The 24,349-nt window shown below is 64.4% G+C and carries 25 protein-coding genes; 15 read left to right on the top strand and 10 right to left on the bottom strand.

Going from position 1 to position 24,349, the window contains the following annotated elements; genetic code table 11:
• Positions 1–75 precede the first annotated feature (75 nt).
• Positions 76–447, top strand: a complete 372-nt coding sequence (locus SG26_RS05400) for a DUF5658 family protein (RefSeq protein ID WP_050007092.1) — start codon at positions 76–78, stop codon at positions 445–447.
• A gap of 67 nt (positions 448–514) precedes the next feature.
• Positions 515–1,273 (top strand): alpha/beta fold hydrolase, encoded by a 759-nt coding sequence (locus SG26_RS05395; RefSeq protein ID WP_050037051.1) that lies wholly within the window; start codon positions 515–517, stop codon positions 1,271–1,273.
• A gap of 24 nt (positions 1,274–1,297) precedes the next feature.
• Here the strand turns inward: SG26_RS05395 and SG26_RS05390 are convergent, their stop codons facing one another.
• Positions 1,298–2,209, bottom strand: a complete 912-nt coding sequence (locus SG26_RS05390; RefSeq protein WP_050037050.1) for a cobalamin-binding protein — start codon at positions 2,207–2,209, stop codon at positions 1,298–1,300.
• A 95-nt stretch (positions 2,210–2,304) separates the two neighbouring features.
• Here SG26_RS05390 and SG26_RS05385 point away from each other — a divergent pair, with 95 nt between their 5' ends.
• A complete protein-coding gene (locus SG26_RS05385) occupies positions 2,305–2,784 on the top strand; it encodes an RNA-binding protein (protein ID WP_004591044.1) in 480 nt (159 codons plus the stop codon).
• A gap of 26 nt (positions 2,785–2,810) precedes the next feature.
• Here SG26_RS05385 and SG26_RS05380 read toward each other — a convergent pair whose 3' ends face one another.
• A complete protein-coding gene (locus SG26_RS05380; protein ID WP_014041255.1) occupies positions 2,811–3,230 on the bottom strand; it encodes a hypothetical protein in 420 nt (139 codons plus the stop codon).
• A 143-nt stretch (positions 3,231–3,373) separates the two neighbouring features.
• On the opposite strand from SG26_RS05380, the gene sepF reads away from it, so the two are divergent.
• The 3 genes from sepF (at position 3,374) to SG26_RS05365 (ending at position 5,565) form a co-directional block, all read left to right on the top strand.
• Positions 3,374–3,733: a cell division protein SepF gene (sepF, locus tag SG26_RS05375; protein WP_014041254.1), complete on the top strand. Its 360-nt coding sequence runs from the start codon at positions 3,374–3,376 to the stop codon at positions 3,731–3,733.
• Positions 3,734–3,856: 123 nt separating this feature from the next.
• Complete coding sequence (locus SG26_RS05370) at positions 3,857–4,801, top strand: ABC transporter ATP-binding protein (protein ID WP_050037049.1); 945 nt, start codon at positions 3,857–3,859, stop codon at positions 4,799–4,801.
• Positions 4,798–5,565 carry an ABC transporter permease gene (locus SG26_RS05365; RefSeq protein ID WP_014041252.1) on the top strand — a complete coding sequence of 256 codons (768 nt, stop codon included), beginning with the start codon at positions 4,798–4,800 and terminating at the stop codon, positions 5,563–5,565. The genes SG26_RS05370 and SG26_RS05365 overlap by 4 nt, the downstream gene beginning before the upstream one ends.
• Before the next feature lie 407 nt (positions 5,566–5,972).
• Here the strand turns inward: SG26_RS05365 and SG26_RS05360 are convergent, their stop codons facing one another.
• The gene (locus tag SG26_RS05360; RefSeq protein ID WP_008308010.1) at positions 5,973–6,365 is read right to left on the bottom strand and encodes a DUF5611 family protein; all 393 of its coding nucleotides are present in this window, start codon (positions 6,363–6,365) and stop codon (positions 5,973–5,975) included.
• A 38-nt stretch (positions 6,366–6,403) separates the two neighbouring features.
• Entirely contained in the window at positions 6,404–7,261 is an 858-nt protein-coding gene (locus tag SG26_RS05355) for a hypothetical protein (protein ID WP_014041251.1), read from the bottom strand.
• Between the two features lie 149 nt (positions 7,262–7,410).
• On the opposite strand from SG26_RS05355, the gene SG26_RS05350 reads away from it, so the two are divergent.
• The 3 genes from SG26_RS05350 (at position 7,411) to SG26_RS05340 (ending at position 10,311) form a co-directional block, all read left to right on the top strand.
• A complete protein-coding gene (locus tag SG26_RS05350) occupies positions 7,411–8,715 on the top strand; it encodes a PKD domain-containing protein (RefSeq protein ID WP_050037048.1) in 1,305 nt (434 codons plus the stop codon).
• A 455-nt stretch (positions 8,716–9,170) separates the two neighbouring features.
• A complete protein-coding gene (locus SG26_RS05345; RefSeq protein ID WP_044952029.1) occupies positions 9,171–9,851 on the top strand; it encodes a hypothetical protein in 681 nt (226 codons plus the stop codon).
• Between the two features lie 166 nt (positions 9,852–10,017).
• Positions 10,018–10,311: a DUF6432 family protein gene (locus SG26_RS05340; RefSeq protein ID WP_004958397.1), complete on the top strand. Its 294-nt coding sequence runs from the start codon at positions 10,018–10,020 to the stop codon at positions 10,309–10,311.
• Positions 10,312–10,333: 22 nt separating this feature from the next.
• On the opposite strand, the gene SG26_RS05335 is transcribed toward SG26_RS05340, so the two are convergent.
• Positions 10,334–11,512, bottom strand: coding sequence for an MBL fold metallo-hydrolase (locus SG26_RS05335; RefSeq protein ID WP_050037047.1), 1,179 nt, complete (start codon positions 11,510–11,512; stop codon positions 10,334–10,336).
• 70 nt (positions 11,513–11,582) lie between these two features.
• Here SG26_RS05335 and SG26_RS05330 point away from each other — a divergent pair, with 70 nt between their 5' ends.
• Positions 11,583–12,185, top strand: coding sequence for a hypothetical protein (locus SG26_RS05330; RefSeq protein ID WP_050037046.1), 603 nt, complete (start codon positions 11,583–11,585; stop codon positions 12,183–12,185).
• On the opposite strand, the gene SG26_RS05325 is transcribed toward SG26_RS05330, so the two are convergent.
• The 4 genes from SG26_RS05325 to SG26_RS05310 all read right to left on the bottom strand — a co-directional run bounded on the left by SG26_RS05325 (position 12,182) and on the right by SG26_RS05310 (position 16,537).
• Entirely contained in the window at positions 12,182–13,792 is a 1,611-nt protein-coding gene (locus SG26_RS05325) for a hypothetical protein (RefSeq protein WP_050037045.1), read from the bottom strand. The genes SG26_RS05330 and SG26_RS05325 overlap by 4 nt on opposite strands.
• Complete coding sequence (locus SG26_RS05320; protein WP_014041245.1) at positions 13,789–14,529, bottom strand: ABC transporter ATP-binding protein; 741 nt, start codon at positions 14,527–14,529, stop codon at positions 13,789–13,791. The genes SG26_RS05325 and SG26_RS05320 overlap by 4 nt, the downstream gene beginning before the upstream one ends.
• 283 nt (positions 14,530–14,812) lie before the next feature.
• Positions 14,813–16,186 carry a ribonuclease R family protein gene (locus SG26_RS05315; RefSeq protein WP_014041244.1) on the bottom strand — a complete coding sequence of 458 codons (1,374 nt, stop codon included), beginning with the start codon at positions 16,184–16,186 and terminating at the stop codon, positions 14,813–14,815.
• Between the two features lie 66 nt (positions 16,187–16,252).
• On the bottom strand, positions 16,253–16,537 hold the full coding sequence (locus tag SG26_RS05310) for a hypothetical protein (protein ID WP_014041243.1): 285 nt from the start codon (positions 16,535–16,537) through the stop codon (positions 16,253–16,255).
• A gap of 128 nt (positions 16,538–16,665) precedes the next feature.
• Between SG26_RS05310 and SG26_RS05305 the strand changes: the two genes are divergently transcribed.
• The 4 genes from SG26_RS05305 to SG26_RS05290 all read left to right on the top strand — a co-directional run bounded on the left by SG26_RS05305 (position 16,666) and on the right by SG26_RS05290 (position 21,270).
• Positions 16,666–18,246, top strand: coding sequence for a bacterio-opsin activator domain-containing protein (locus tag SG26_RS05305; RefSeq protein ID WP_050037044.1), 1,581 nt, complete (start codon positions 16,666–16,668; stop codon positions 18,244–18,246).
• A 256-nt stretch (positions 18,247–18,502) separates the two neighbouring features.
• Complete coding sequence (locus SG26_RS05300; protein WP_008308030.1) at positions 18,503–19,474, top strand: phytoene/squalene synthase family protein; 972 nt, start codon at positions 18,503–18,505, stop codon at positions 19,472–19,474.
• A gap of 48 nt (positions 19,475–19,522) precedes the next feature.
• A complete protein-coding gene (locus tag SG26_RS05295) occupies positions 19,523–20,248 on the top strand; it encodes a lycopene cyclase domain-containing protein (RefSeq protein WP_050037043.1) in 726 nt (241 codons plus the stop codon).
• The gene (locus SG26_RS05290) at positions 20,245–21,270 is read left to right on the top strand and encodes a Brp/Blh family beta-carotene 15,15'-dioxygenase (RefSeq protein WP_175055144.1); all 1,026 of its coding nucleotides are present in this window, start codon (positions 20,245–20,247) and stop codon (positions 21,268–21,270) included. The genes SG26_RS05295 and SG26_RS05290 overlap by 4 nt, the downstream gene beginning before the upstream one ends.
• Positions 21,271–21,546: 276 nt before the next feature.
• On the opposite strand, the gene SG26_RS05285 is transcribed toward SG26_RS05290, so the two are convergent.
• Complete coding sequence (locus SG26_RS05285) at positions 21,547–22,137, bottom strand: 50S ribosomal protein L15e (RefSeq protein WP_008308034.1); 591 nt, start codon at positions 22,135–22,137, stop codon at positions 21,547–21,549.
• 258 nt (positions 22,138–22,395) lie between these two features.
• Between SG26_RS05285 and SG26_RS05280 the strand changes: the two genes are divergently transcribed.
• Positions 22,396–24,342, top strand: coding sequence for an aldehyde ferredoxin oxidoreductase family protein (locus SG26_RS05280; protein ID WP_050037041.1), 1,947 nt, complete (start codon positions 22,396–22,398; stop codon positions 24,340–24,342).
• Positions 24,343–24,349 lie beyond the last annotated feature (7 nt).

Below are 24,349 nucleotides of genomic sequence, written 5' to 3'. Positions count from 1 at the left end.
CCGCCAGTTTTCATGGCTGATACTGTGGAAGCGAGCTTTATGCGCCGACAACCGCGAGTATCGGTATCCCCTCACATGTCCAGCCCTGACCACGCATCGCATCCCCTCTCGGTTCGCCTCCAGATGCCCGGCTACGTCGAACTCGTGTTCTCGCTGGTGCTCGTCTGGGGCTTCGGCGATGCGCTGTCGACGCTGTTCGCCGCGCAGTTTGCCGGGCCGGGGCTGGAAGCAAACCCGTGGATACGGACCCTCCTTATTCACGAACCGCTGCTCGTAATCGCTTTGAAGATGGCCGTCGTCCTCTACGTCGGCGTCGTCCTGCTGGAGTGTCGCGACGTGGTCGAGCGGGTCCCGCTGTGGCGGGCCTGGTTTCTCTCGGTCGTGGCCCTCGGTGTCGTCGTCGTTCTCGGGAATACCTACGTCGGGCTGGTCGCTGCGGTAGTGTGACGCGAGAACGACTCCGTTCTGTCGATTCACAACGCTTTCGCACCGTCCCCCCGGAGTATCTGGCCCAATGGAGACACTCACGTCACCCGACGGGACCGCCATCGCGTACGACCGCCCTGGCGACGGACAACCGGTCGTGCTGGTGCATGGAACGACCGGCACGTCGGCGGTCTGGGACCGGTTTCGCTCTCAGTTACCCGACGGCTACACGCCCGTCGCGGTGGATCGGCGGGGCCGAGGCGAGAGCGGCGACGCCGACGACCACTCGCTCGCCCGCGAGGTCGACGACGTGGTCGCACTGATCGATTCGCTCCCGGGTGACCCAGTGCTGTTCGGTCACTCCTTCGGGGGGCTCTGTGCGCTGGTGGCCGCCAGAGAGACCGATATCGCCCAGCTAATTCTGTACGAACCGGCGATACTGGTCGGCGATCACCGCGACGGCGCACCGCTCGCGCCACGGCTCCGGGGCCACCTCGACGCGGGCGACCGTGAAGCCGTCATCGAGGCGTTCTTCCGCGAGACGAGCACCAGCGGCGACCCCTCGCAGTGGCCTACCGCCGAGCGTGCGCCGCTGGCCGAGACGGTCGTCCGGGAGAGCGCGGTCGTCGGGTCCTACGAACTCCCGGACTCGCTCACGGTCGATGCACCCACGCTACTCCTTGCTGGGTCCGAGAGTCCGGCGTATCTCCGCGACGGAATTCGGGCAATCGACGACGCGATGAGTGCTGCCACGTTCGTCGAACTATCCGATGTCGGCCACGTCGGTGTCTGGCGAGCCCCGGAAAAGGTCGGCGCGGCGGTTCGCTCGTTCCTCCCCGACCGCTGATGCCGCGTTCGGTACCCTGACAGTTTACGCCCGGAGCGCCGGCAGGTCTACAACCACATCTTGTGGCGGCGTCTCGAACAGGTCCGGGTGACACAGCGCCGCCAGGAACTCAAGCGTGTCCACGAGGCGCGGCCCCGACCGATTTACGTAGTGGTGGCCGTCCATCACGTACGCCCGGCCGTCCCGGACCGCAGTCAAATCGTCGAAGCCGGGCCGCTCGGTCAGGTCAGCGATGTTCTCGCGGGTCTGTGCCACGTCGAAGCCACAGGGCGCGGCCACCAGCACCTCGGGGTCGTAGTCGACGACCTCCTCCCACTCGCGGGGCCGGGAGTGAGCGCCCGCCTCTTCCATTCCATAGGTGCCGCCGGCTTTCCGGACCATCTCTGGCACCCAGTGCCCGCCGACCATCACCGGGTCGAGCCAGTCGAGCACCGCCACGCGGGGCGTCGTCTCGGCCCGCGCCGCTGTTGTCTCCACTGCTGCGACGCGGTCACGGAGGTCCGCGACGAGTTCGGCGGCGCGCTCGTCGCGCTTGATGGCTGCACCGACCCGGTGGATGGACTCGAACAGGTCGTCGAGGCTGTGGACGTCCAGCGTCAGCACGTCGGCGTCCAGTCCCAGTTCCTCGACAGCCTCAGCGACCACCACGTGGTCGACAGCACACACGTCACAGACGCCCTGGGTGACGATGAGGTCGGGGTCCAGTTCTGCCAGCGTCTCGCGGTCGATGGCGTAGACGCCGCCGTCCTCCTCGGCGGCCGCGACCTGCTCGTTGATCTCGCCGCTTGAGGCCGTCGGGTCGACACGCGAGCGATTGACTGACGGCTTCTCGCGGGCCGCCGGCGGATGGTCGCACTCGTGTGAGACGCCGACCGGCTCGACGCCGAGCGCGTAGACGATTTCCGTCGCCGAGGGCAGCAGCGTGACGACTCGCATACCCTGACCTTAGCCCGCGCGGACAAAAACCTGCGTCCGCCACACCGTCCGCACGGTTCGTTACGCTTACCCTCTGTCGCCGAGGAGACGCGGGTATGGAAGTCAAGTCGCGACACCACCTCCGTTCGGACGAGGTCGACACCATCACGACGGCGCTGTCGGACAACCTCGGTGTCGAACTCGACGCGGACAGCTTCGAGAAGGTCGAGTTCGACGACAGCGACTGGGACGTCGTCCTCGTCGATGGCGACCCGCTCGTCCTCTATCTGAACGGCGAACCGTTCCTGACCGTTCAGGGAGCTAATCAGTACCCGCCGGAGAAACACATCGTCACCGTGGACGCCGGGGCCGTCTCCTTTGTCTCGGACGGCGCTGACATCATGCGGCCGGGTATCACCGAGGCCGACGACGACATCAGCGAGGGCGACCTGGTCGTCATCAACGAGGAGTCCCACGGGAAGTTTCTCGCTGTCGGCCGCGCACAGACCGACGGCGACGACATGGTCGGCGACAGCGGAAAAGTCGTCAAGTCGCTGCACCACGTCGGCGACGACCTCTTCGAGTTCTCGGTGTAGCGCAGTCCACTGGTATCGCACTCCAGTCACACCAGCGGCCGAAGCCCGAACCGGTCGAGGGTACGGTCTATGCCGATTCTAGCAACCGCTTCGGCCACGCCAGCGCTCACGGCCACCCCGAGCAGCAGTGGCCAGACGGTGAGATACGACGACAACGGGTGGAGATGCGTCCCGTAGAACCACTGCGACACCGTGTTGCCAAGCAGCCAGAGCGTCACGAGGACTGGCGTAACAAGCGAGAGGCGGCTACAGAGATACAGCGGGACGGCACCTGTGAGGACCATCCCAACGGCGGCGTAGCCGGCCCCGAACGCGAGTGTCGTCGGGTCCTGCGACGAGAAATGGACGCCGCTTGCAAACAGCCACGACAGCACCCCGATGGCATAGACGACGCCACCGACGGCTGCGACGGTGCGGGGAGTCGTTCTGATGGAGGGCGGGCGCATCGCTGTCGGTGTTTGCTCCGCCGCTGAATAACGTTTTGTGTGGGACTCGCTGTTCCTGCTCGCCACCACGGCCGATCAGGGGTGCTGTGGCGACACGTTCGATGGACGAAAAGTTGAAACGGGTAGCGCACGCCGTGAGTGACATGGGACTGATGAGCAAGATCCTCGGGGAGTCTGGATCCTCTCGGAACACCGAGGATTACGTCGAACTGAACGCGAACGAATTCGAGATGACCGGGACGGAACTCGAACGCCAGGTTCGGATCGCCCGTATCAGCGACAAGCAGGACGTCATCGACATCAAAGACGCCGTCTACGACGGTGACGTGGTCGTCGCGGACATCACGCGCCACTCCACGCAGGACCGTACGATGGAACACATCAGCGACGAACTCAAGCAGGTCGCCAACGAGGTCGGTGGCGACATCGTCCAGAAGGACGACGACCAGCTCATCATCACGCCGGCTGGCGTCGGCATCTCCCGGGAACGCCTCGGTCAGTAGGATTGTGACAGCCCGGCCAACGGGACCTCGCCGTTCGGTCGATCTTGTCAGCTTGTATCAGTCTAACTGCCGGTTTTCGGGGGCTTCAATGCGTTTTTCGGTGTCGCCACGCTAAGGGCGGCAATGACTGAACCGGCGATACGCGCCAGTGGATTAGGGAAGCGCTACGGCGACGTCCAGGCGCTCGACGACCTAGAACTGACAGTCGAGCAGGGCGAGTTCTTCGGGCTGCTCGGGCCGAACGGAGCCGGCAAGACGACGTTTATCAACACGCTGGTCGGCCTCGTCCACAAAGACGCGGGGACCGCCGAGGTGTTCGGCTTCGACGTGGAGGACGACTACCGGGAGGCCCGCGACCGCATCGGCGTCGCGCCACAGGAGTTCAACGTCGACCGTTTCTTCCCCATCATCGAGGTGCTCGAACACAAGGCGGGCTACCACGGCATCGGTCGGGCCGAGGCCCGGGAGCGCGCCGAAGACGCGCTGAAGACGGTCGGTATCTGGGACAAGCGCGACACACGCTTCGACTGGCTCTCCGGCGGAATGAAACGGCGGTTCGTCCTCGCGCGCGCGCTCGTCTCCGACCCCGACCTGCTCATCCTCGACGAGCCGACGGCCGGCGTCGACGTCCAGCTCCGGCACGACCTCTGGGAGATTATCAACCGGATGAACGACGCCGGGACGACAATTCTGCTGACGACGCACTACATCGAGGAGGCTGAACGCCTCTGTGACCGGGTCGCGATCATGGACGACGGGCAGAAAGTCGAGGTGGCGACCCCCGACGACCTGATGGCCCGCGGCACTGACACTATCGTCCTCGAACTCGCCGAGATGCCGCGGACGGCCCCGCGACTCGACGTGGAGGGGATCACCGACGTCGAACTGACTGACGAGGGTCTGGCTGTCACGGCGATGGGAGGGAGCCAGACCGCGCCGGCGATCATGCGCGACCTCGAAGCGCAGGGTCACACCGTGACCTCGCTCGATATCCGCCGCGCGTCGCTCGAAGAGGTGTTCGTCGACATGACCCGCGACGACCGCGAGTACGCGGAGGTGTCCGCATGAACGCGAACGCGACGCAGTTCCTGACACTTGTTCGGCGGGAAATCCTCCGGTTCGTCCGCCGGCCGTACAACACCTTCCTCCCGCCGATTATCACGAACGCGCTGTATTTCTCCGTGTTCGGCGTGATTCTGGGGAGCCGGATTGGGGAAATTGCGGGCGTGAGCTACCTCCAGTTCGTCCTGCCCGGACTGGTCGTACTCGGGGCCATTTCGGACAGTTTTGAGAACGCCTCCTTCACTATCTTCCACGGGCGCTGGAATGACTACATCCAGGCTGTTCTCACTTCTCCGATGTCGAACCGGAGCATGGTGGCCGCCTATGTCTCGGCCAGCGCACTCCGGGGGGTCGTCACGTCACTGCTGATCGTCGGTGTGGGCCTGATATTCACCTCGGTTCCCGTCGCCAACCCCGTGTATCTCGTCTCGTTCCTGCTGGTGATTACCACACTGTTCGGCGGGCTCGGCGTCATCGGCGGCCTCTGGGCGAGCGACTTCGACTACCTGACAGTGATGAACCAGTTCATTCTCCGGCCGCTGGTGTTCTTCGGCGCGGTGTTCTACTCGCTCGAAGTCCTCCCGGCGTTCTGGCGGAACGTCTCGCTTCTCAATCCCATGGTGTACATGGTCAACGGCGTTCGCTACGGCATGATCGGCGTCACCGAAATCGATCCGAACACGTCGCTGGCCGTCCTGACCGGGACGACCGTGGTCGTGCTGTCAATCGACTACGTGCTGTTCAAGCGCGGTTACGGGCTCGCCGAGTAGCGCCGTTCTGACTCTCGAATCTTTCCGATCAACGGCTGCATTTTGTCGTCGATATCGCGCCGATGAAACGGGAATGCCGGCTCGGTAACTGACCTGGCCGCGCTCGAATGCCGGATTGGGTCCGCTCCGGCGGGCGGACAAACTATGACAGGCTGCCCCGGAGCTGGCTCCGTGGCAACACGAGGGGTGTCTCGTGCCCCGGATACTTGTGCGCGCCTCCGGGTGAGGCGTATGTGAACCTATGCCACAAGCGTATTTAGATGTGACGCCCGTCTGACGCTGCGTGATACTGGCGGTACTCAGTGTCGATATCGAAGAATTTCCGGATGGCTACGCGGGCCGTGCCGAACCGATACGCAGTACCAGCCTGCCGGCACTCGCGGACTGCGTGCGCCCGACGACCGTCGTTAGACGTTGTCCGGGGCGTCGGCGTCGTCCTCGACCGAGCGCTTCAGTGAGTCGCGTCGTGCCTTCGCGTCGCGGTCGGTCGCCTCCTCCAGGAAATCGTTCTTGATAGCGACGGCGTCCTCGGCCGCATCGACGTTGCCCTCGGCGATGACGTCCTCTGCCGGTCGCTCGTCGATGTGGAGTGCGATCTTGTCTTTCTTCGAGCCGTACTCGACGCGGCCCGCGACGACCCGGTCAAACACGGGGTTGTCGGGGTCGTCGACGACCAGCAGGTCGTTGCCTTCGTACTCTTCTGTATCCGTTACTTCGCCGAAGTACTCCTCGACGAACGCTTCCATGTCAGGGACGCGGTCTTCGAGATGCTCGCCCCGTCGCATCTTGTACTCTCGCATGGGCGAGTTTTTGCGAGGGGCTGTCTTACCCTTTGCGTTCACTCCTCGCCCCGGGTGATAAGTGACCCTTTGTGACACTCCGGACAGAAGTCCCCAGCGCGCAACGACGTCGATTCCACCTCGGTGGTGAACCCACACTCCGGACAGGCGAACTCGCCTTCCGGAACCGTCACGGCGCTGTCGCTGGTCGGTTCGACGCTCGAATCGTCGTCCGTTCCGGTATCGACCGGCATCGTCTCCGGCGACCAGCCGTCCCCGTCGTCCCCCGGTTCATCGGGCCATTCGCCCGGCTGGCGGTCGTCGCCGGCCGACTCCGATTCCTCTTCCTCGCCGAGAATGAGCCCGTCGTCTTTCTCCGGGTCGGTCTCGTCTTCGGTTACCGGCTCCTCGCCTTCGGCGTCCGGGACGTCGACCGTCGTCGTCGGCTCGTCCAGTTCCACGTCGCCGCTTTCTTCCTCGCCATCGTCACTATCGTCGATAATCTCGGCGTCGTCAGCCGACGGATCAACCGGTTCCCCGGCGTCTACGCTTTCGTCGCCGATTCCTGTGTCGTCCGGTGCTTCGACCGGGTCGTCGACGCTATCCCAGCCACCCGAGCGCTCCGATTCCTCGTCTGTGGGTTCGGCCGCGCTATCAGCAGGTTCGTCTTCTGGCGGTGACTCGGTCCCCGCCGTTTCGGATTCGGACTCGTCTTCGACGAGGTCGCTGGCGATGTCCGACGGCGTCTCGATTGCCGTGACCTCCTTGTTCTCCGAGACGATCCGCGTATTTCCACACCGCTCACAGGTCTCCCGTTCCTGGATGGTGATGACGACTTCGCTACCCTGCTCTTCGCGCTCGCGCTCGACGGTGGTCTCACCGTACTTGTGCCCGAGGACGGAACATTTGAGACCCATTGCCAGAACTTCCCACCGTGGCGTACTTAAACCCTGCCCGTTGGCTCTACCGCTCGTGACAGAACGCTACCCTGTTTCGCGACGCTGCTACATTAATTTCAGCACAGCTTGTGAAATTTTATAACTGGAAGCGGTACTACGTTACGCCAATGCAGCGGATGACGACGCTCGTGGTGTCGGTCCTCGCCCTCTCGGCGCTTCTCGGCGGGACAGCGGTGGCGACCGGGAACCAGCCACCGCTTGCCGACGCCGGACTGGACCAGTCCGTCGAGCGAGAGACGTCGGTCCAGTTGGACGCCAACGGCTCGCGCGACCCCGACGGCACAATCGAAGATACCGAGTGGTCCATCGAAACGCCGGACGGCACGACGCGCACGCCCGACTGCCAGACCTGCGTCCAGACGACGTTTTCACCAGCCGACACCGGCCAGTACAACGTTACTGTCACCGTCACTGATGATGACGGCGCGTCGCGCTCGGACACGCTCCACGTCGATGTGGTGGCCGCCGGTGGGCCGTCAGTCTCGATGTCGGCCCCGTCTGCGGTTCCCGTTGGCCTCCAGCGGAATCTGACTGCAAACGCGACTGCCGGTGATGCCGACCTCCGAACGCTCGCGTGGGTCGTCAACGGCACCGCACAGAACCAGACGCGACTCGCTGGCGAGAACGGGACCGCAACCATTACTCACACGTTCAACGACTCCGGCTCTGTGTCCGTCCGCGCGGTCGCCTACGATGCCGACGGACGGCGCGGCGTCGCTAACCGGACGATTCGTGTCGCCGACTCGTCCGGCAACGGTGGCGGCGGCAGTAATTGCCCGGGTGGTAGCGGAAGCTACTACGTCGACGGGCAGAACAAGGGCTGTACTTCGGCCGCGATGACTATCGGCGACACCATCGTCGACACCGACGGCCGGGACGGTTTGTGGATGTACGTTGACAATGAACTCACTAAGATCATCGATGAAGAGAACATGAACAAGTACTCCGAGGACGGTTACGGAGGCACGTTCAGTAAGGAGACTATCGATGAACGAAAAGACGATATAAAGGAGCGGAGTTCCGTTGCGGAAGAGCCTGACGACTCCAATGATGACGGTTCTGGTGATAGAAGTACTAGTGACAGTCGTAGTACCCGACCGGCCTCCAGCGTACCGAACAACTTGATAAACCCAGATGGGGGGAGTGGTGATGACGATGATGGCTATGATTGGTCTTACGATAACGGCGGTGGCAGTAGCAGTGATGACAGCAGCAGTAGTGACGATAGCGACAGCAGCAGTAGCGAAGGTGATGGCGATGACGATGATGGGGGTTTCTTGGATGGACTAACTGGTGGTGGAGACAATGACAGCGGCGGCGATGACAACGATGATGACGGTGGTTGGTTTGGTGGCGGTGGTGATGATGATAGCGATGATGACGGCGGCGGCGGAGGGTGGAGCTTCTGGTAATGCCTTCTGTTCTAAACTCTAAAGCTAGTGTTTATAAACTAAGTAGATAAATTCTAAATAGAATGTGGCGAAAACAGTGGGCTGGAAAAGAAGTCTCATACTTGTTAGCGACGACTGCACTTTCTCTTATGCTCCAAGTCTCTGCTCCGGTAATCATATGGGCAAGTACCATGCGTATGCGGACAAGTCCCAATGGATGTCAAGTACTTAGTCCTGAGATGGGTTTGTCAGCATCCAAAGCATGTTCCCTATGTGGACTTGTCTTCGCTGTCCCCCATTCGCGGAACCGCATTTTTCAATGCTGGTGGTGGGGCTGTGCGCGGTGCGCTATTTACAGGAGTGGACAGAAACGGGTCGGCAACAGAGCCAACGCTAGTCCCGAATTAAGATCTGACTCATCCACTTGTTGATAAAGAAAACAAAGAAAAAGACGCCAACAATGAAATTCAAGAACCATGACTAATACTAAAATAATTCTTAGCGGTGTTGCTATCGCTCTATTAATTATGTCTGCCGGCTGTTCCGCGTTCCTAGGTGGAAGTGGACCAGCCAAGCAGACAGATACGCCGATACAGACGCCAGAACACACACAGGGGGCTACTGAGGCCCCAGCCACAACATCTGAGCCGACGGAGGCCAAAAGTACGCTTGTGGCTACTGAGGAATCAAAAATAGAAACTGAATCCAACAGCGAGAAAGAACTTAGTAAGGCAGAGAAATTTGAGCGGTTCGATGAGCATATGCAGCGGATATATCACGAGCTTGATTATAACCGGTCTGCCGAGACAGAAGCCTTCCCTGAAAATGATTCATACCACATGACGATTCAGATGCGGGACACCACGAACCGTACTAAAACTGTAGATGACCGGCTTGACCCACTCTGGAACTACTATGTCATTGTGGAAGACTACAATGACGACGATGATAGTTATTCAGACCGGGACCACACGTACATTCCTGATACGGTCAATGTGACGTTCACTACGGAAGACGGCGGGGTGTTTGAAACAACTCACATCAAATATATTTGGGCGTACAAGTACTATACCGACGAATGGTCGCTCCGAGTCTTCATGGCAAAGTATGGCTCTACCACTGAAGAGGGGCCAGCTTACCATGAAAAGGGACGATAGCGAATCACTCGGTTCGGAATCATAAGTCACAGCGAGTTTGTCGCTGACGACCGCTCCGATCAGGGGTCTGACTTACCGGTTCAGCAGTTTATACCGTGTCGGATCAGGTTCCCAGATTAGATTCACGAGGGACAAAGATTAGACCCAGCCGGTTTTAGAGGGACATATGAGAGCGAAGCCGGAGTATCGCGACCGGGACGACACAGAGGTTGCGGTGCTCGATGCGCTCGCTGACCGCCGTGATGAGGGGATGACCGTCTTCGAGCTTCGGTCGCGGACGGAGGAGAATATCGACCGCATAGAGGACGCGCTCGCGGCTCTCAAGGCGGACGACCTCATCGAGGTCGAGGACAACGGCGAGCGAACCGTCATTCTCCCGGGCGAGGGCGTGGTGGGGGAGTCGTTGCCCGACGAAGACGAATCGATTCTGGATCAGATCCGCAAGCGACTCCCGTTGTAGCCGCTGTTGTGTCGTGGCGGTGTCACACCGCGTCCGACGGCGCGGCCGCGCAGTTGTTCGGACCGAGTTCGAGTTCGAACGCGGTGTCGTCGTCGGCCGTCTCCGTTCCGAGATTGATGGCGATAATCCGCTCGAAGTTGGCGGGGCGCGGCGGGATATCGTCACAGGCGTACTCCACGAACGCCTCGCGGTCCATCGCGAACCCCGGGAGCCGGTCGCGGAGAGTCCCCAGGGCAGCGGTGAATGTACCGTCGTCAGCCGGCGTTGTCGACTCGCTGTAGTGGCCCGGAGCGACGACTGTTTCGCCGGGTAGCGTTGCGAGTCGCTCGGTCAGCGTTCGGTGGAGGTCGCGGGCCAGATCCCTCGCTCCGTCAGCGCCAGCTTCCAGGTCTGGGCGGGCGACGCTGTCGAGGAAGACGCTGTCGCCGGCTAGGAGCACGTCGCCGACGGTGAAGCCGGTCATGCCGGTCGTATGCCCGGGTAGGGGACGAGGCTCCAGTGTGGCCGAGCCGACGCGTAGCGTTTCGTCGGCGGCCAGTGCGGTCACGTCGTCGACACCGCGGGCGACCGCTCGTTCGGAAAGGATCGGCTCGGCACCGGTCTCTGCGGCGAGACGACGGACGCCGCTGACGTGGTCGGCGTGGACGTGCGTGTCGATAGCGTGGGTGAGCGAGGCGTCGTGGTCGGCGGCGTCGGCGACGTACCGGTCGGTGAACGCTCGGAGCGGGTCGACGACAGCGGCCGAGCCATCGCTGACGACCATGTAGCCGAGACAGCCGGACGACGGCCGGCGGTACTGGAGGACGGTTGCGGCGTCGCAGGTGATCTCGCGGGCCTCGTAGAGCCGCGCCCACCCCTCCATGCCGTCGCTGAGGTTCTGTGCCTCGATGCCGTGTTCGGTCAGCAGGCCGGCGACGAAGGCGCTGGCCTCGCCGCGGCCACAGACGACCGTTATCGGGCCGGTGCCGGCCACGTCGCCGACGATGTCGTCCACTTCGCCGGTCACCTTCGCCTGAAGGAACTTCGTAAATGGGAGCTGTGTCGCCGTCACCGATTCGCCGCGAATCCGCCACTGCTCGTACTCGTCGCGGTCGCGAACGTCGAGCAACCGGAACGACTTGCCGGCGTCCAGTTCCGCCTGCAACGCCGCTGCCGATAGTGACGGCGGGTCCGTCGGCGGGTCAGGGTAGTCATCGGCCATACCGACTGTAGCGTTGCCCGGCGGATAAATCGGGCGGGGATTTCAAGCCCCTGCCGCGCCCAGCGGACGTATGGACGCTGGAGCCACTATCGACGCCGTCCGCGACCAGACTGAGACGGAGCGGGGCAGACTGGGCTCGGACAAGATGCTTATCGCAGCAACAGATGCGACACTGGAGACGGAGGCAGTGCTCACAGCAGCGGCGACCCGCGAGTCAGGACTCGCAGATATCCTCGACCGGTGGGCTGCCGAGACTGATAGCGACGTGGCGACGCAGTTCGGGGCAGCCGCCGAGGCCGCGGCCGAGCGGGCGGATCGTATCGACGCAGACGCTGGGAACTCCGGTGGGTTCATTGATCACCTCGAAACCGTCAGTGGGACTGCGCGGCGCGTCGGGGCCGGCCTCGTCGCCGCGCCGCTGGTCGCCGACCGGTTCTACTTGCAAGTAGTGAGCTTCTTCATCAACGAGGCGGACGAACAGCGGGCCGATACGTTTCGCGAGATTCGGCGGCAGGCGTCGGCACTCGACGGCGGCGAGGCCGCCCTCGAACACCTCTCGGAATCCGGGCGCGAGACGGCAGCCGCGGCCGCGACCGAAGCCATCGAAGCGGCGTACGACGACTACGCGGAAACGCTGGAGGCGATGGGACTGGACCCGAAGCCCATCTGCTAGTCGAGTCGGTAGGTCGCGACGCGGTTGGCGGCATAGAGGAAGCCGGCGACAGCGCCAGCGACGGCGATTGCGGCGCTCGCTACCAGCCCCCCACCGAGAAGGAGCGCGCCATCGACCGGTAGCGCGAACAGGTCTCGGACGGCGAGCAGGTACGCCAGACTCCCCGGCGCGACGGCCACGCCGAGAACGAGGAAGTACAGTCCGAACGCCCAGCCGCTCGGGACCACCACTTCGCGGCCCTGCACCGACGAGGATTCGAACTTCGGGAACACGACGCCGGTGCCGACGGCGATGGCCGGCGCGGCGAGGGTTGCCACGAGTGCGAGTGAGAGTGCGACGGCGAGCGTGACTGGCGGTGTCCCGGCCGCGATACCGAGGCCGACGACCAGTAGCGTCGTCACCACGACGCCGGGGAGCGCGCCCGCAAGGACGAGCCCGGCGACGAAGGCTCGGCCGGAGACGTTAGCGGTCAGCGTCAGCGGCAGTACCCCTTCCTCGCCGCCGAGCGGATTGAGCGAAAACGCGGCCCCGAACGCCGCCGCGCTGGCGAGGCCGGCGCTGAGCGGGAGCGTCGGCGGCACTACCCGCTCCAGAATGACTATCTGGAGGTGATACACCAAGAAGAAGAACGGCATGACCGCAAACTGGACGGTGACGGGGGCTCGCTTGGCTCTGAGCCACGACTTCTGTGCGACTACGCGGGTCGCGGTTGGGACCCGCCCCGCCAGCAGACGGTCCGAGAGCGTTCGCTCGTCGGCGTCGAACTCGTGGTCGGGCTGGACCGGATCGGCATACCAGGCCCGCCCGGCCAGCCACAGACACGCGACTGCGCCGACCGGGAGCGCGCCGAAAATCCCCGCTGTGGCGACGACGGCAGCGACCGAATTGCCGCCGGTCCCCAGCACGAGCAGGACTACGTCGGCAGGCCACGAGAGCGGTGACTGGGTCGCCAGTTGGAGCACGCGAAGCTGTACCGTCGGAACGGCCGTCATCGCGACCCAGCCAAGTGGCAGGATGAGCGAGACGGCAGCCCCGACGCTCGCGCGGTGACTGGCGACGAAGGCCGAGCGGTTCGCCACCAGTTTTGTCACCAGCCCCAGGCTGAAGCCGAGGACCGTCCCCAGCAGGGCGACCGCGACCGATCCGACGAGCACCACGAGAGCGACGAGTACCCCGGCGTCACCGGCTGCAAGCCCGCCTACCAGCGCCACAATCGGGATGGCGAGCGCGAGCGACACGCGACCGGCCTCGGCGGCGAGCAGCCCGGCCGCCGCGTCCTCGTAGGGGACCGTCGTCAGCAGGCCGTCGGCGGCGTCGGGCTCGCCGGCCGATTTCACCGTGTGCTGGAGCGTGAAGAAGCCGACGAGGCCGAGCAGTCCGACGATACCCGCCGTCGTCGCAAGCCTGACCGTGTGGGGGTCGCTGTCGGCCAGGGCACCGCCGAAAAAGAACGCCCCTGCGCCGATAGCGAGACTGTATATGCTGATGCCCAGCCCGCCGCCGAGGAATATGAGTGCGCCGCGTGTTGTCCCCTTGAGCTTGCGCCAGGTACGCCGCAGTTCCGTCCGCGCGATCAGTCGTGTCCGTCGTCCGCTCGGCCGTCTCATCGCTCTCCCGGGTGCTCGCTGGTCACGTCGAGGAACACGTCTTCGAGCGTGCTCCCGGACTCGACGCTGTCGGTCAGTTCATCGGGAGACCCCTCCGCGACGAGGTCGCCGTCGTACAGGACGCCGACGGTGTCGGCCAACTCCTCGACGACGGGCAGGATGTGCGTCGAGAGAAAGACCGTCGTGTCAGCGGCCGCGACTTCGCTGATGGTGTCACGCACTGTCCGGGCGGCCCGCGGGTCCAGCCCTGAGGTCGGTTCGTCCAGAAAGAGGACCTCCGGCTCGTGCAACAGCGCCTGGACCAGCCCGAGCTTCTGTTTCATCCCCTTCGAGTACGTCTCGACGCGCCGGTCGGCGTCCTCGTCGAGGTCGAACCGGTCGAGCAGCGATTCCACGCGGCCCCAGTCCTCGTGCCCGCGCAGGCCGGCGACGTACTCCAGCTGCTCGCGGCCGGTGAGTTCGTCGTACAGCGGCGGCTCCTCCGGCAGGAAGCCGATGTGTTCGACCACCGCTGCGCGGTCGGCGACCGACTCACCGGCGACCCGCGCGGTGCCGCTTGTTGGGTTCGTCAACGTCGTCAGGATGCGAATCGTCGAGGTCTTACCCGCGCCGTTGGGGCCGAGGAAGCCGAAGACGCTCCCACGCGGGACCGTGAGGTCGAGGTCCGCTATCGCCGAGACCCCACTGTAGCGCTTCGTCAACCCCTCGGTGACGATTGCGGGTGCTGGAGGGCACATACGGGCAGTGCCGTACCGACTGTGAAAAGGTCTTGCTGTTGCTATGTGCGACTCTCTGGGATGGTTGTTTGGTGCTGCTACGGCTTTGTGGTGATATTTGAACAGCCAGAAAGCCCCCGCGCTATCGGCTCCTGCGCCTCGCTGCGCGCGCTTCGCGTGCTTGCGTCGTCGGAGTTCGCCGATAGCACGGCCCCTTTCAGTCCCACCCAGCCGGGGCTTTCTGGCTCCCGACGGCCGTAGCTGCAGAACCATGCACAACAGAACCCGATACTTTAGCTAGCCGTTACTCTTCAACGGCTGCGTCGGCGGCATCGGCTTCAGCGTCTTCATCCTCGCCATCGTCATCAGGATTCTCGACGACTTCGATACCGCGGTTGTTGACCGCTGACGGGTCCAGACCGACCTCCTGCAGGAAGTTCTTGTACTCGCGCTCGCACTGCTCGGCGTCCTTCTGGCGGTCGCTGGCGCGGTCACACAGCGCGACGAGGTCCTCGGGCACGTCGTTGGTGTAGACGATCCAGTGGTTGATGAGGTCCGACAGGCGGCGGATCGGCGAGGTGAAGTGGCCGTAAATCTCGAAGTTCAGGGCGTGGTGGCCGCCGAAGGGGTCGTTCATGTACTTCGCGCGTGGCATGACCTTCATCACGGCCCACTGAATCTTGTCGAGTTGGCGACCGGGGGCCTGTTCGAGCGTGGCGTTGACGGCCTTTCGCGGGTCGTCCCAGGCGTCGCCGGGGATGGAGACGCCGTCGAGTTCCTGAATCTCGACCAGCGCCTCGTCCCACTCGTCGGGGCTCGGCTGTGGGTGGACGCGGTACATCGCCTCGACGCCGCGGTTCCACATCAGCTCGTGCGTGACGGCCTTGTTGGCCTTCAGCATACACTCCTCGATGATGGTGTGGGCGCGGTCGCGGGCGGGGTTGAGGACGAGCGAGCCCTCTTCTTTGCGCTGCTCGTGCATCCGGTCGGCCAGTTCCCAGACGCGCTCGGTCTTCTCCGCGAGGTCGACGCTCTGGTCCTCTAGCACGTCTTCTGCGGTCTCCGGCTCGTCCAGCAGGCGCTCGGCCTCGGTGTAGGTCAGGCGAGCGTCCGAGCGGATGACGGACTTGTAGATGTTGATCTCCTCGTAGCCGAGGTTCTCCTTGTCGAGGTGCATCTCGACGGTGTGGGCCAGGCGGTCCTCGTTGGGGACCAGCGAACAGACGGTCTCGGCGAGGACGGGCGGCAGCATGTGGACGGTGTAGGCCGGGAGGTAGACGGTGTTCCCGCGCTCGACGGCCTGCTCCCACATCTTCGTGTCGGGGTTGACGTAGTGAGTCACGTCGGCGATGTGGACCCAGAGGACGATCTCGTCCTCGCGCTCCTCGATGGAGATGGCGTCGTCGAAGTCCTGGGCGTCGATGGGGTCGGTCGTCCAGGTCGTCATCTCCCGGAGGTCTTCGCGTTCGTCGACCTCGTCCTCGATTTCGGCCTGGACGCCCTGCGTGCGCTCTTTGGCCTCCTCCAGTACCTCGGGCGGGAACTCGTCGGGGATGCCGAACTTCTCGAACAGTTCCTCGCGCTTGTTCTCCAGATGGCGGGCCATCTCCGGGTCGATCTCGACGGGGCCTTGCCCCTCGGCGGTCCCGGCGGCCGCTTGCGCGTCCTCTGTAGTCATGTCACCCGGTACGAACAGGGCGTAGTTAGGGCTGTCGGGGTGGGACTGGGCCGTGACTTCCGCGTCTCATTCCCTGTGCGTGTCGCCCTCGGAGAGTTCTCGGAACCGTCTCAGGAAGGTCTCTTGGTCGGTCTCGCCGGCCCCGGCGGCGTCAAGCGTCGTTTCGAGGCCGTCCCGCGGCTGCTGGCACAGGTCGGCAAAACAGGCTTTACAGAGGTGCTCGAACGTCTTGTTCCGGCGGTCCCACCGGTCGCCGTGTTTGTCGTACTCGCGGGCCTCGGACCGTGGGACGGACTCCCCACACGCGATGCAGGTGACTGACTCCCCCCGGGAACTCCGGGACCCGAACATACGAACCAGTTGCGACTGACAGCGCTTAGAGCTTTCCGCACAGGCAACAGTTCCCCGTTCCGGGCCACACGTTTATTCACCCGCCGCCACTACACAGGGTATCGGCTATTCGGAGCCAGGGACACTGAATGAAGCCACCAGAGACACTCGCTCACTCGACGTTGGACACGCTACCCATCAACATCGCGGTCCTCGACGACGAGGGGACGATCCTGTTTACCAACCGCGCCTGGCGGAAGTTCGCGGGCGATGAGGATGGGGAGATGGAGGGGACGAACTACTTCGCGACAACTGATGTCGACGCAGACGAGTACGCCGGGCAGGCACTCGGCGGCATCGAGTCGGTCATCGACGGTGAGCAGGACCTGTTCACGATGGAGTACCCGTGTCACTCCCCGGAGGAGAAGCAGTGGTTTCTGATGCGGGTCGCACCGCTGCCCGACGACGAGGCCGGGAGCGCAGTCGTCGCACACATCGATATCACCCAGCGGAAGCTCGCTGAACTGGCAGCCGAGCGCCGCAGCGAGGAGCTCAAGGCCGAGCGCCAGAACCTCAAGCAACTCGTTGACCGGGTCGACGGGCTGCTGAAAGCGGTGATGGGCGACGTACTGACCGTCGACTCGCGCGAGGCCATCCAGCAGACCGTCTGTGACCGGCTGGCCGAGGTCGACTCCTACCAGTTCGCCTGGGTGTCCGAACTGGATCTACGCGACGAGACGCTGTCGTCGACGGCACTCTCCGCCGACCACCCGACAACGCTGTCCATCCCGCTTAACGCCGACGACCCGGTTGCGGAGGCGGCCCGAACCGAGGAGATGCAGGTCGTGACCGGTGACATCGACGAGCAACACAGCCGACTCGCCGACTCCGACGTCGCGTCGGTCGCGGCAGTCCCGCTCGTCTCCGGCGAGTCGCTGTACGGCGTCCTCACCGTCTACGCCGACAGCGACGACGTGTTCGACCCTCGCGAACAGGCCGTACTGGGGACCATCGGGCGGGCGACCGCGGCGGCCATCGACGCCCGCGAGACCAGCCGGCTGTTGACCGCCGACAACGTCACCGAACTCGAACTGCAGGTCACCGACCCCGACGTTTTTTACATCGACGTGGCGAGCGAACTCGGCTGCTCGATGGAGTACGGTGGGAGCGTCCCCGACGGCGAGGAGACGGTGATGTTCTTCCTCGTCGAGACGGACGACCCCTCGGCTGTCTGTGCCGTCGCCGCCGACCACCCGCAGGTGTCGGGCGTCTCGCACGTCTCGACGGCGGACTCGTCGGCGCTGTTCGAATTCACCGTCTCGGACCCGCCGGTCGTCTCGGTCGTCGCCGACCGCGGGGCCCAGACGGGCGACATTCTGGTCGAACCGGGGAAGGCGACAGTCACCGTCACGCTCCCGGCGTCGATGGAGACCCGAAGCGTGGTCGAGCAGGTCCGCAGCCAGTATCCGGAAACGGAACTGCTCTCCGTGCGAGAACGGGACGAACCGCCGGTCTCCCGGCAGGCGTTCATCGCAAACGTCGAAGAGCGGTTGACCAACCGCCAGCTAACGGCGCTCCGGAAGGGGTTTCTCGGCGGCTTCTTCGACTGGCCACGCGACGTCTCCGGCGAGCAACTGGCCGAGTCGATGGACATCTGTCCGTCGACGTTCCACCAGCACCTCCGTGCGGGTGAGCGAAAGCTACTGGAAGAAGTGTTCGAAAACTGGTAACCAGTGCTTGCGAATCCCTACGCCTGCGGCGGACTCCTGGCACGATTCCCGAAGCAGTTTGGTAGTCCGCTTATACCGATAACAACCGTATATACATGTAGTGATACGGAACCAGTGTCCTGTTTGTCTCCGGCGAACCGACGGGACACAGTCCCCCGTGACAGCGGTGCACTCACGGATCGACCGAACTATTACGGACAGCCTGCCGACAAGCGCGCGACGCATCGCCCGCCGAATGACCGCCCGATAGCTTTCAATGCACTCCGATAACATCCAAACCAGCAAATCGATACAGCAGGAGACCGGCCGGACGTTTCACCTCGCGACGCGTCTGCTTCCGGAGCGTATCCGCCACCCGACCTACGTCATGTACGCCTTTTTCCGGGTCGCGGACGAGGTCGTCGACCAGACGGATGGGCCGCCCCCGACCGTCCAGCACGAGCAACTGGAGGTAATCCGCGAGGCCGCGCTCGGGAACGTCGACCCGGCCGAGACCGACCACGAGGCGGTCATGGCGGCGTTTCAGGACCTGGCCGAGCGTCACGACATCTCCGAGGAGACGATCAACGTCTTCATCGACGCGATGGAGATGGACATCGCACAGGCCCGCTACGAGACGTTCGAGGACCTCCGTGAGTACATGGGCGGCTCCGCCGTCGCTGTCGGCCACATGATGACGGAGGTGATGGACCCGCCACAGAAGGCGGAGGCCCTGCCCCACGCGACGGCGCTGGCCGAAGCGTTCCAGCTCTCGAACTTCCTGCGGGACGTCCGCGAGGACATCCACGACTACGGCCGGGTGTACCTCCCACAGGAGACGCTCGACCGCCACGGCGTCACCGAGGAGCAACTGGCCGACGCCGAGGTCGACGACGCCTTCCGTGCCGTGATGCAGGAGGAACTGGCCCGGACCGACGAACTGTACCGCGAGGGCGTGGCCGGTATCCGATACCTCCCGGAGGACTGCCAGTTCGGCGTGCTGCTGGCTGCGGTCCTGTACGCTGACCACCACCGACTCATCCGTGACCGTGGCTACGACGTGCTGACGGAGACGCCGGACCTCACTCGCCGCCGCCGGCTGTGGTTGCTCGCCCGTACGTGGTGGCACTGGCGGCGCAACGGCGACCCCGAAGCGACGTTCTACACCGTGAGCGCTGTCTCCGAGCGCGGCCCCGGCGAGACGCCGACGGACGCCCACGGCCACGGGCAACCCGCGTGGCGTGGATGACAGCCACGCACCGGGTATCGTTTCTGACTCCCTGTTGTACCTGAACTAATGTTGCCCACGCTCACGTATCTCCAGTTCCACGCCCTGTTCGTGGTGCCGGTCGTGGCTGGATTGGCACTGACAGCCACCTACCGCCTCGGGAGCCGCCGGGACGTACTCACGGGGACGGCAATCCTCGCAGGACTGGCCCTCGTCTACACGACGCCGTGGGACGGCGCGCTCATTCGACGCGGCGTCTGGTGGTACGGCGACGGCGCCGTACTGGTGCGGTTCTGGTCGATTCCCCTCGGCGAGTACCTCTTTTTCGTCTTGCAGACCGCGATGGTCGGGCTGTGGGTGGCCCGGTTTCGGGTGGACACTGAGCGCCAGCTAGCCACGCCGATGCGGACGCGGCTCGTTGGACTCGCCGCTGCGCTCGTCGTCGTTCTGTCCGGCCTCGTGCTCCTGCGCTCCGACTCGGGACTGTACCTCGGGTCGCTGCTGGTCTGGAGCGGGCCGATTCTCGCCATTCAGTGGGCCTTCGGCTGGCAGTTCCTCGCCAAGGAGTGGCGGACCGTCGGCGGCGCGACACTGGTTCCGGCGGCCTATCTCTGCGGTATCGACAGCGTCGCCATCCGACTCGGCGTCTGGACCCTCTCGAAACAGTACACGACCGGCTACACGATTCCCCTGCTCGACCTGCCCATCGAGGAGGCGGTGTTCTTCTTCCTGACGACGCTGTTCGTCGTGCAGGGAGTCGTGCTCTACATCTGGCTTCGGGACAGATGGGAATGAGCCGCCGCACCACCGTCGAGCCGTCGGTTCGCTACCGGGTCGCGCTGGTCCCCGGCTGGATCGCCAGCCTCGCCGTCGTTGCTCCGTTCCTCGCCGGGGTCTCGATACCGCCCGCGCTCCAGTACGCCCCGCTGGTCGTCAGTGCCGTTCTGCTCGGCCTCCCCCACGGTGCGGTCGACCACCTCGCGGTCGCACGCACCCGCGGCAAGCGCCCGGACTGGCGGGCTATCGCCCGCGTGTTCGCGCTCTACGGCGTCGTCGGCGGAACCTACGCCGTCGCCTGGTTCCTCGCGCCCGCGGCGGCGTTCGTCCTCTTCATCGCCGTGACGTGGTTCCACTGGGGGCAGGGCGACCTGTACGCGCTGCGTGCGCTGGCCGACGCCGACCACCTCCGAACCCTTCCGCAACGAATCGGAACCGTCCTCGTCCGCGGCGGCCTGCCGATGCTAGTCCCGCTGCTCGCGTTCCCGGAGTGGTACCGCCGCGTCGCGACGGACCTCGTCTCGCTGTTCGCGCCCGACGCCGTGGCCGCTATCGGCTGGGCGTTCCGGACCGACGTGCGGACCGCGCTCGCCCTCGCCTACGGCGCGCTCGTCGTGGCGACGCTGGCCGTCGGGTTCGCTCGCGCCGATGCCCGCCGGCCGTGGCTGCTCGACGCAGGTGAGACACTGGGCCTGCTCGCGTACTTCGCCCTCGTCCCGCCGGTGCTCGCCATCGGCGTGTACTTCTGTCTGTGGCACTCGCTGCGCCACGTCGCCCGCCTCCTGCTGGTCGACGACGACGCCACTGCCGCGCTCGAAAACCGCGACCCGACAGCTGCCCTGGCGCGGTTTGCCCGCGACGCCGCCCCGCTGACTGCCGTCTCGCTGGCACTGCTCGGCGGGCTGTACTTCCTGGTTCCGAACCCGCCGGGGTCCGTTCCGGAGTGGGTCGCGCTGTATCTGGTGTTTATCGCCGTCGTCACACTCCCCCACGTCGTGGTCGTTAGTATCATGGACCGCGAACAGGGTGTCTGGGCGTAGTCGGCTCCCTCTCTAGACGGCACTAGGACCGGATGTCTGGAAGAACTGAAGTCGAAAATCACGGTGGACATCCGCGCGAGCGGAGCGAGCGTTCGGCCTTTTTCGCCACCGAAAGACTCGCGTTGCTCGCTCGTCTTTCGAGCTGCTCGGAAATCGAAGATTTCCGGCATGACGAGACGGCAATGCCGTCTCGAACCACCTCGCTCGCTTCGCTCACGAGGACCACGTTTTTGCGCCGAGTGGTGCACCTCCGTACCCGAGGCCGAAAAAGGTGGGTTACTTGCCCTTGCCGCGGTTGCTGCGCAGCGACGGGCGGGTCTTCTCGCTCCCTTTGCCCTTACCGCTGAGGCCGCGGTTGCGGCGGCCGGCACCGGTCAGACCGCGGAAGACGCGGTCGGCCTGGTCGTCGGCACAGATCCACGACAGGTCGTCGTCGTTCTGGATGGCCGGGTGGTTCGGGTCGATGAGGATGACTTCGTGCCACTTCTGTCGGCCGTCCTGACCGACGGAGTAGCTGTTGAGCACGCGCAGGTTCGGGAAGGTGCGGGAGGCGCGTTCCTCGGCGACGCGCTGGATGTCCTTCCGGCGGGTGATGCGCGTGACGCCCTGGCGCTTGGACCGGCGACCGGCCTTGTGTCGGCGCTTGCGTGCGCCGCCCTTGCGGACGGAGACGCGGGCGACGACGACGCCCTGTTTCGCCTTGTAGCCCTGCGAGCGGGCCTTGTCGAGGCGGGTCGGGCGCTCGATGCGCTCGACGGCCCCTTCGTCGCGCCACTCCTGCTGGCGCTGCCACTGTAGTTCTGCGAGCTGTCCGTCGCCCGGGTTCTTCCAGGCGTCTCGAATGTACGAATATGCGCTTCGTGCCATATGTATTCACCACGGGCGTTGCGTGGTTCAAGTCGCGCTCGGCGCGACTCACATCCCGACCTGCACACGCAGGTGCCCGCTGGTGCCCGTCGTCCAGCGAGTTACCCGGAGTTTGCCGTTCGGAGTCTTAAACGGTTCGGACCAGACTCGCGGATGTGACCCGCTCACGCAGGGACGCGACCGCTGAAAACGTCGGATATCTGTGGTTTAGCAACACAAACCGTTAAGTTGTTCCCAGCCGGAGGGTCATGTATTACCATGACAGACCTTGGTGGCTTTCAGGACCATGTGGCGCGAATCGACCTCGGGGACGGGGACGTAGCCTACGAAGGTATCGACGAGGAAGACGCGAAAAAGTACATCGGTGCACGCGGGCTCGGCGTGAAGTACGTCTTCGATCAGGGACCGGACGTGGACCCGCTGGGTCCGGACAACCTGCTGGCGTTCATGAACGGGCCGCTGACGGGGACACAGGTGACGATGAGCGGCCGTATCGCCATCTGTACGAAATCGCCGCTGACGGGGACGGTCACTGATTCCCACCACGGCGGCTGGTCCGGAGCGCGGCTGAAATGGTCGGGCTTCGACGGACTGCTGTTCGAGGGCCAGGCCGACGAGCCGGTGTATGCGCTCGTTGAAGACGGCGAAGTGGAACTGCGCGACGCCTCGCACCTCTGGGGGCAGGGCGTCCACGACACCATCGACGACCTCGAAGGCGAGATCGAGGGCGGCTCGCTGGGCAAGAACCTCTCGGTGATGGCCATCGGACAGGGCGGTGAAAACGAGGTCAAGTACGCCTGTATCATCAACGAGGACGACCGCGCGTCGGGCCGCGGCGGCACCGGCTGCGTGATGGGCAACAAGAACCTCAAAGCCGTCGTCGTCAAGTCCAGCACCCGGATGCCCAAGCCGAAGGATCAGGAGACGTTCCAGGAGGGTCACAAGCAGGCGATGCAGGTCATCCAGGAGTCCGACGTGACCGCACCCAACGAGGGCGGACTCTCGATGTACGGCACGAACGTCCTGATGAACCTCACCGAAGAGATGGACGGCCTCCCGACGAAGAACGCGAAGTACTCTTCGACGCGCTCGTACTCGGACGCCGAAGGCGACGGCGAGCGCATTATGGATTCGGAGAACGTCTCCGGCGAGAACGTCCGGGAGAACATCCTGGTCGACGAGCCGACCTGTCACTCCTGTCCGGTCGCCTGCAAGAAGGAAGTCGAGGTGCAGGCGATGCACAAGGGCGAGGAGATGAACGTCCGCACGGAGTCCTACGAGTACGAGTCCGCGTGGGCGCTCGGCCCGAACTCCGGCCACGTCGAACGCGACAAGATCGCCGTGATGCTCGACCGGTGTAACGACGTCGGCGTCGACACCATCGACGTTGGCAACACCATGGCGATGGCGATGGAGATGACCGAGGAGGGCAAGTTCGACGAGCTCGGCGACGGCCTGGACTGGGGCGACGCCGAGACGATGATCGACATGATCGAGATGATCGCCCACCGCGAGACGGAACTCGCGGACCATCTCGCTGAGGGGCCGGACCACCTCGCAGAGGAGTTCGATGCCCACACCAACTCGCTGGCGGTCAAGGGCCAGACGATGGCGGCTTACGACCCGCGCTGTATGAAGGGGATGGCAATCGGGTACGCGACCTCGAACCGCGGCGCGTGTCACCTGCGCGGCTACACGCCGGCGGCTGAGATTCTCGGCATCCCGGAGAAGGTCGACCCGCGAGAGTGGGAGGGCAAAGGCGAGCTGTGTGCCACCTTCCAGGACCTGCACGCTATCAGCGACTCCTTCGACATCTGCAAGTTCAACGCCTTCGCCGAAGGCATCGAGGAGTACGTCCTGCAGTACAACGGCATGACTGGGCTGGACGTGAGCGAGGAGGAACTGATGGAGGCCGGCGAGCGCGTCTACAACCTCGAACGGTACTACAACAACCTCGCGGGCTTCGACGGGTCCGACGACGACCTGCCAAACCGGTTCGTGGAGGGCGACGAGCACGCGATGCCGGCACAGGGCGGTTCCGAGGGCGAACTCGCGGAACTCTCGAAGATGAAAGACGAGTACTACGAGGTGCGTGACTGGGAGAACGGTGTCGTTCCCGACGAGAAACTCGATGAACTTGGCATCGACATCGGTCCCGGAACCGGCGTCAGCTCCGGTGGCGCAGCGGCACCGAGCGACGACTGAGACAGCC

Source organism: Haloarcula sp. CBA1115, assembly GCF_000827835.1.
Taxonomy (GTDB): Archaea; Halobacteriota; Halobacteria; order Halobacteriales; family Haloarculaceae; genus Haloarcula; species Haloarcula hispanica.
This window is presented reverse-complemented; position numbering and strand designations above follow the sequence as displayed.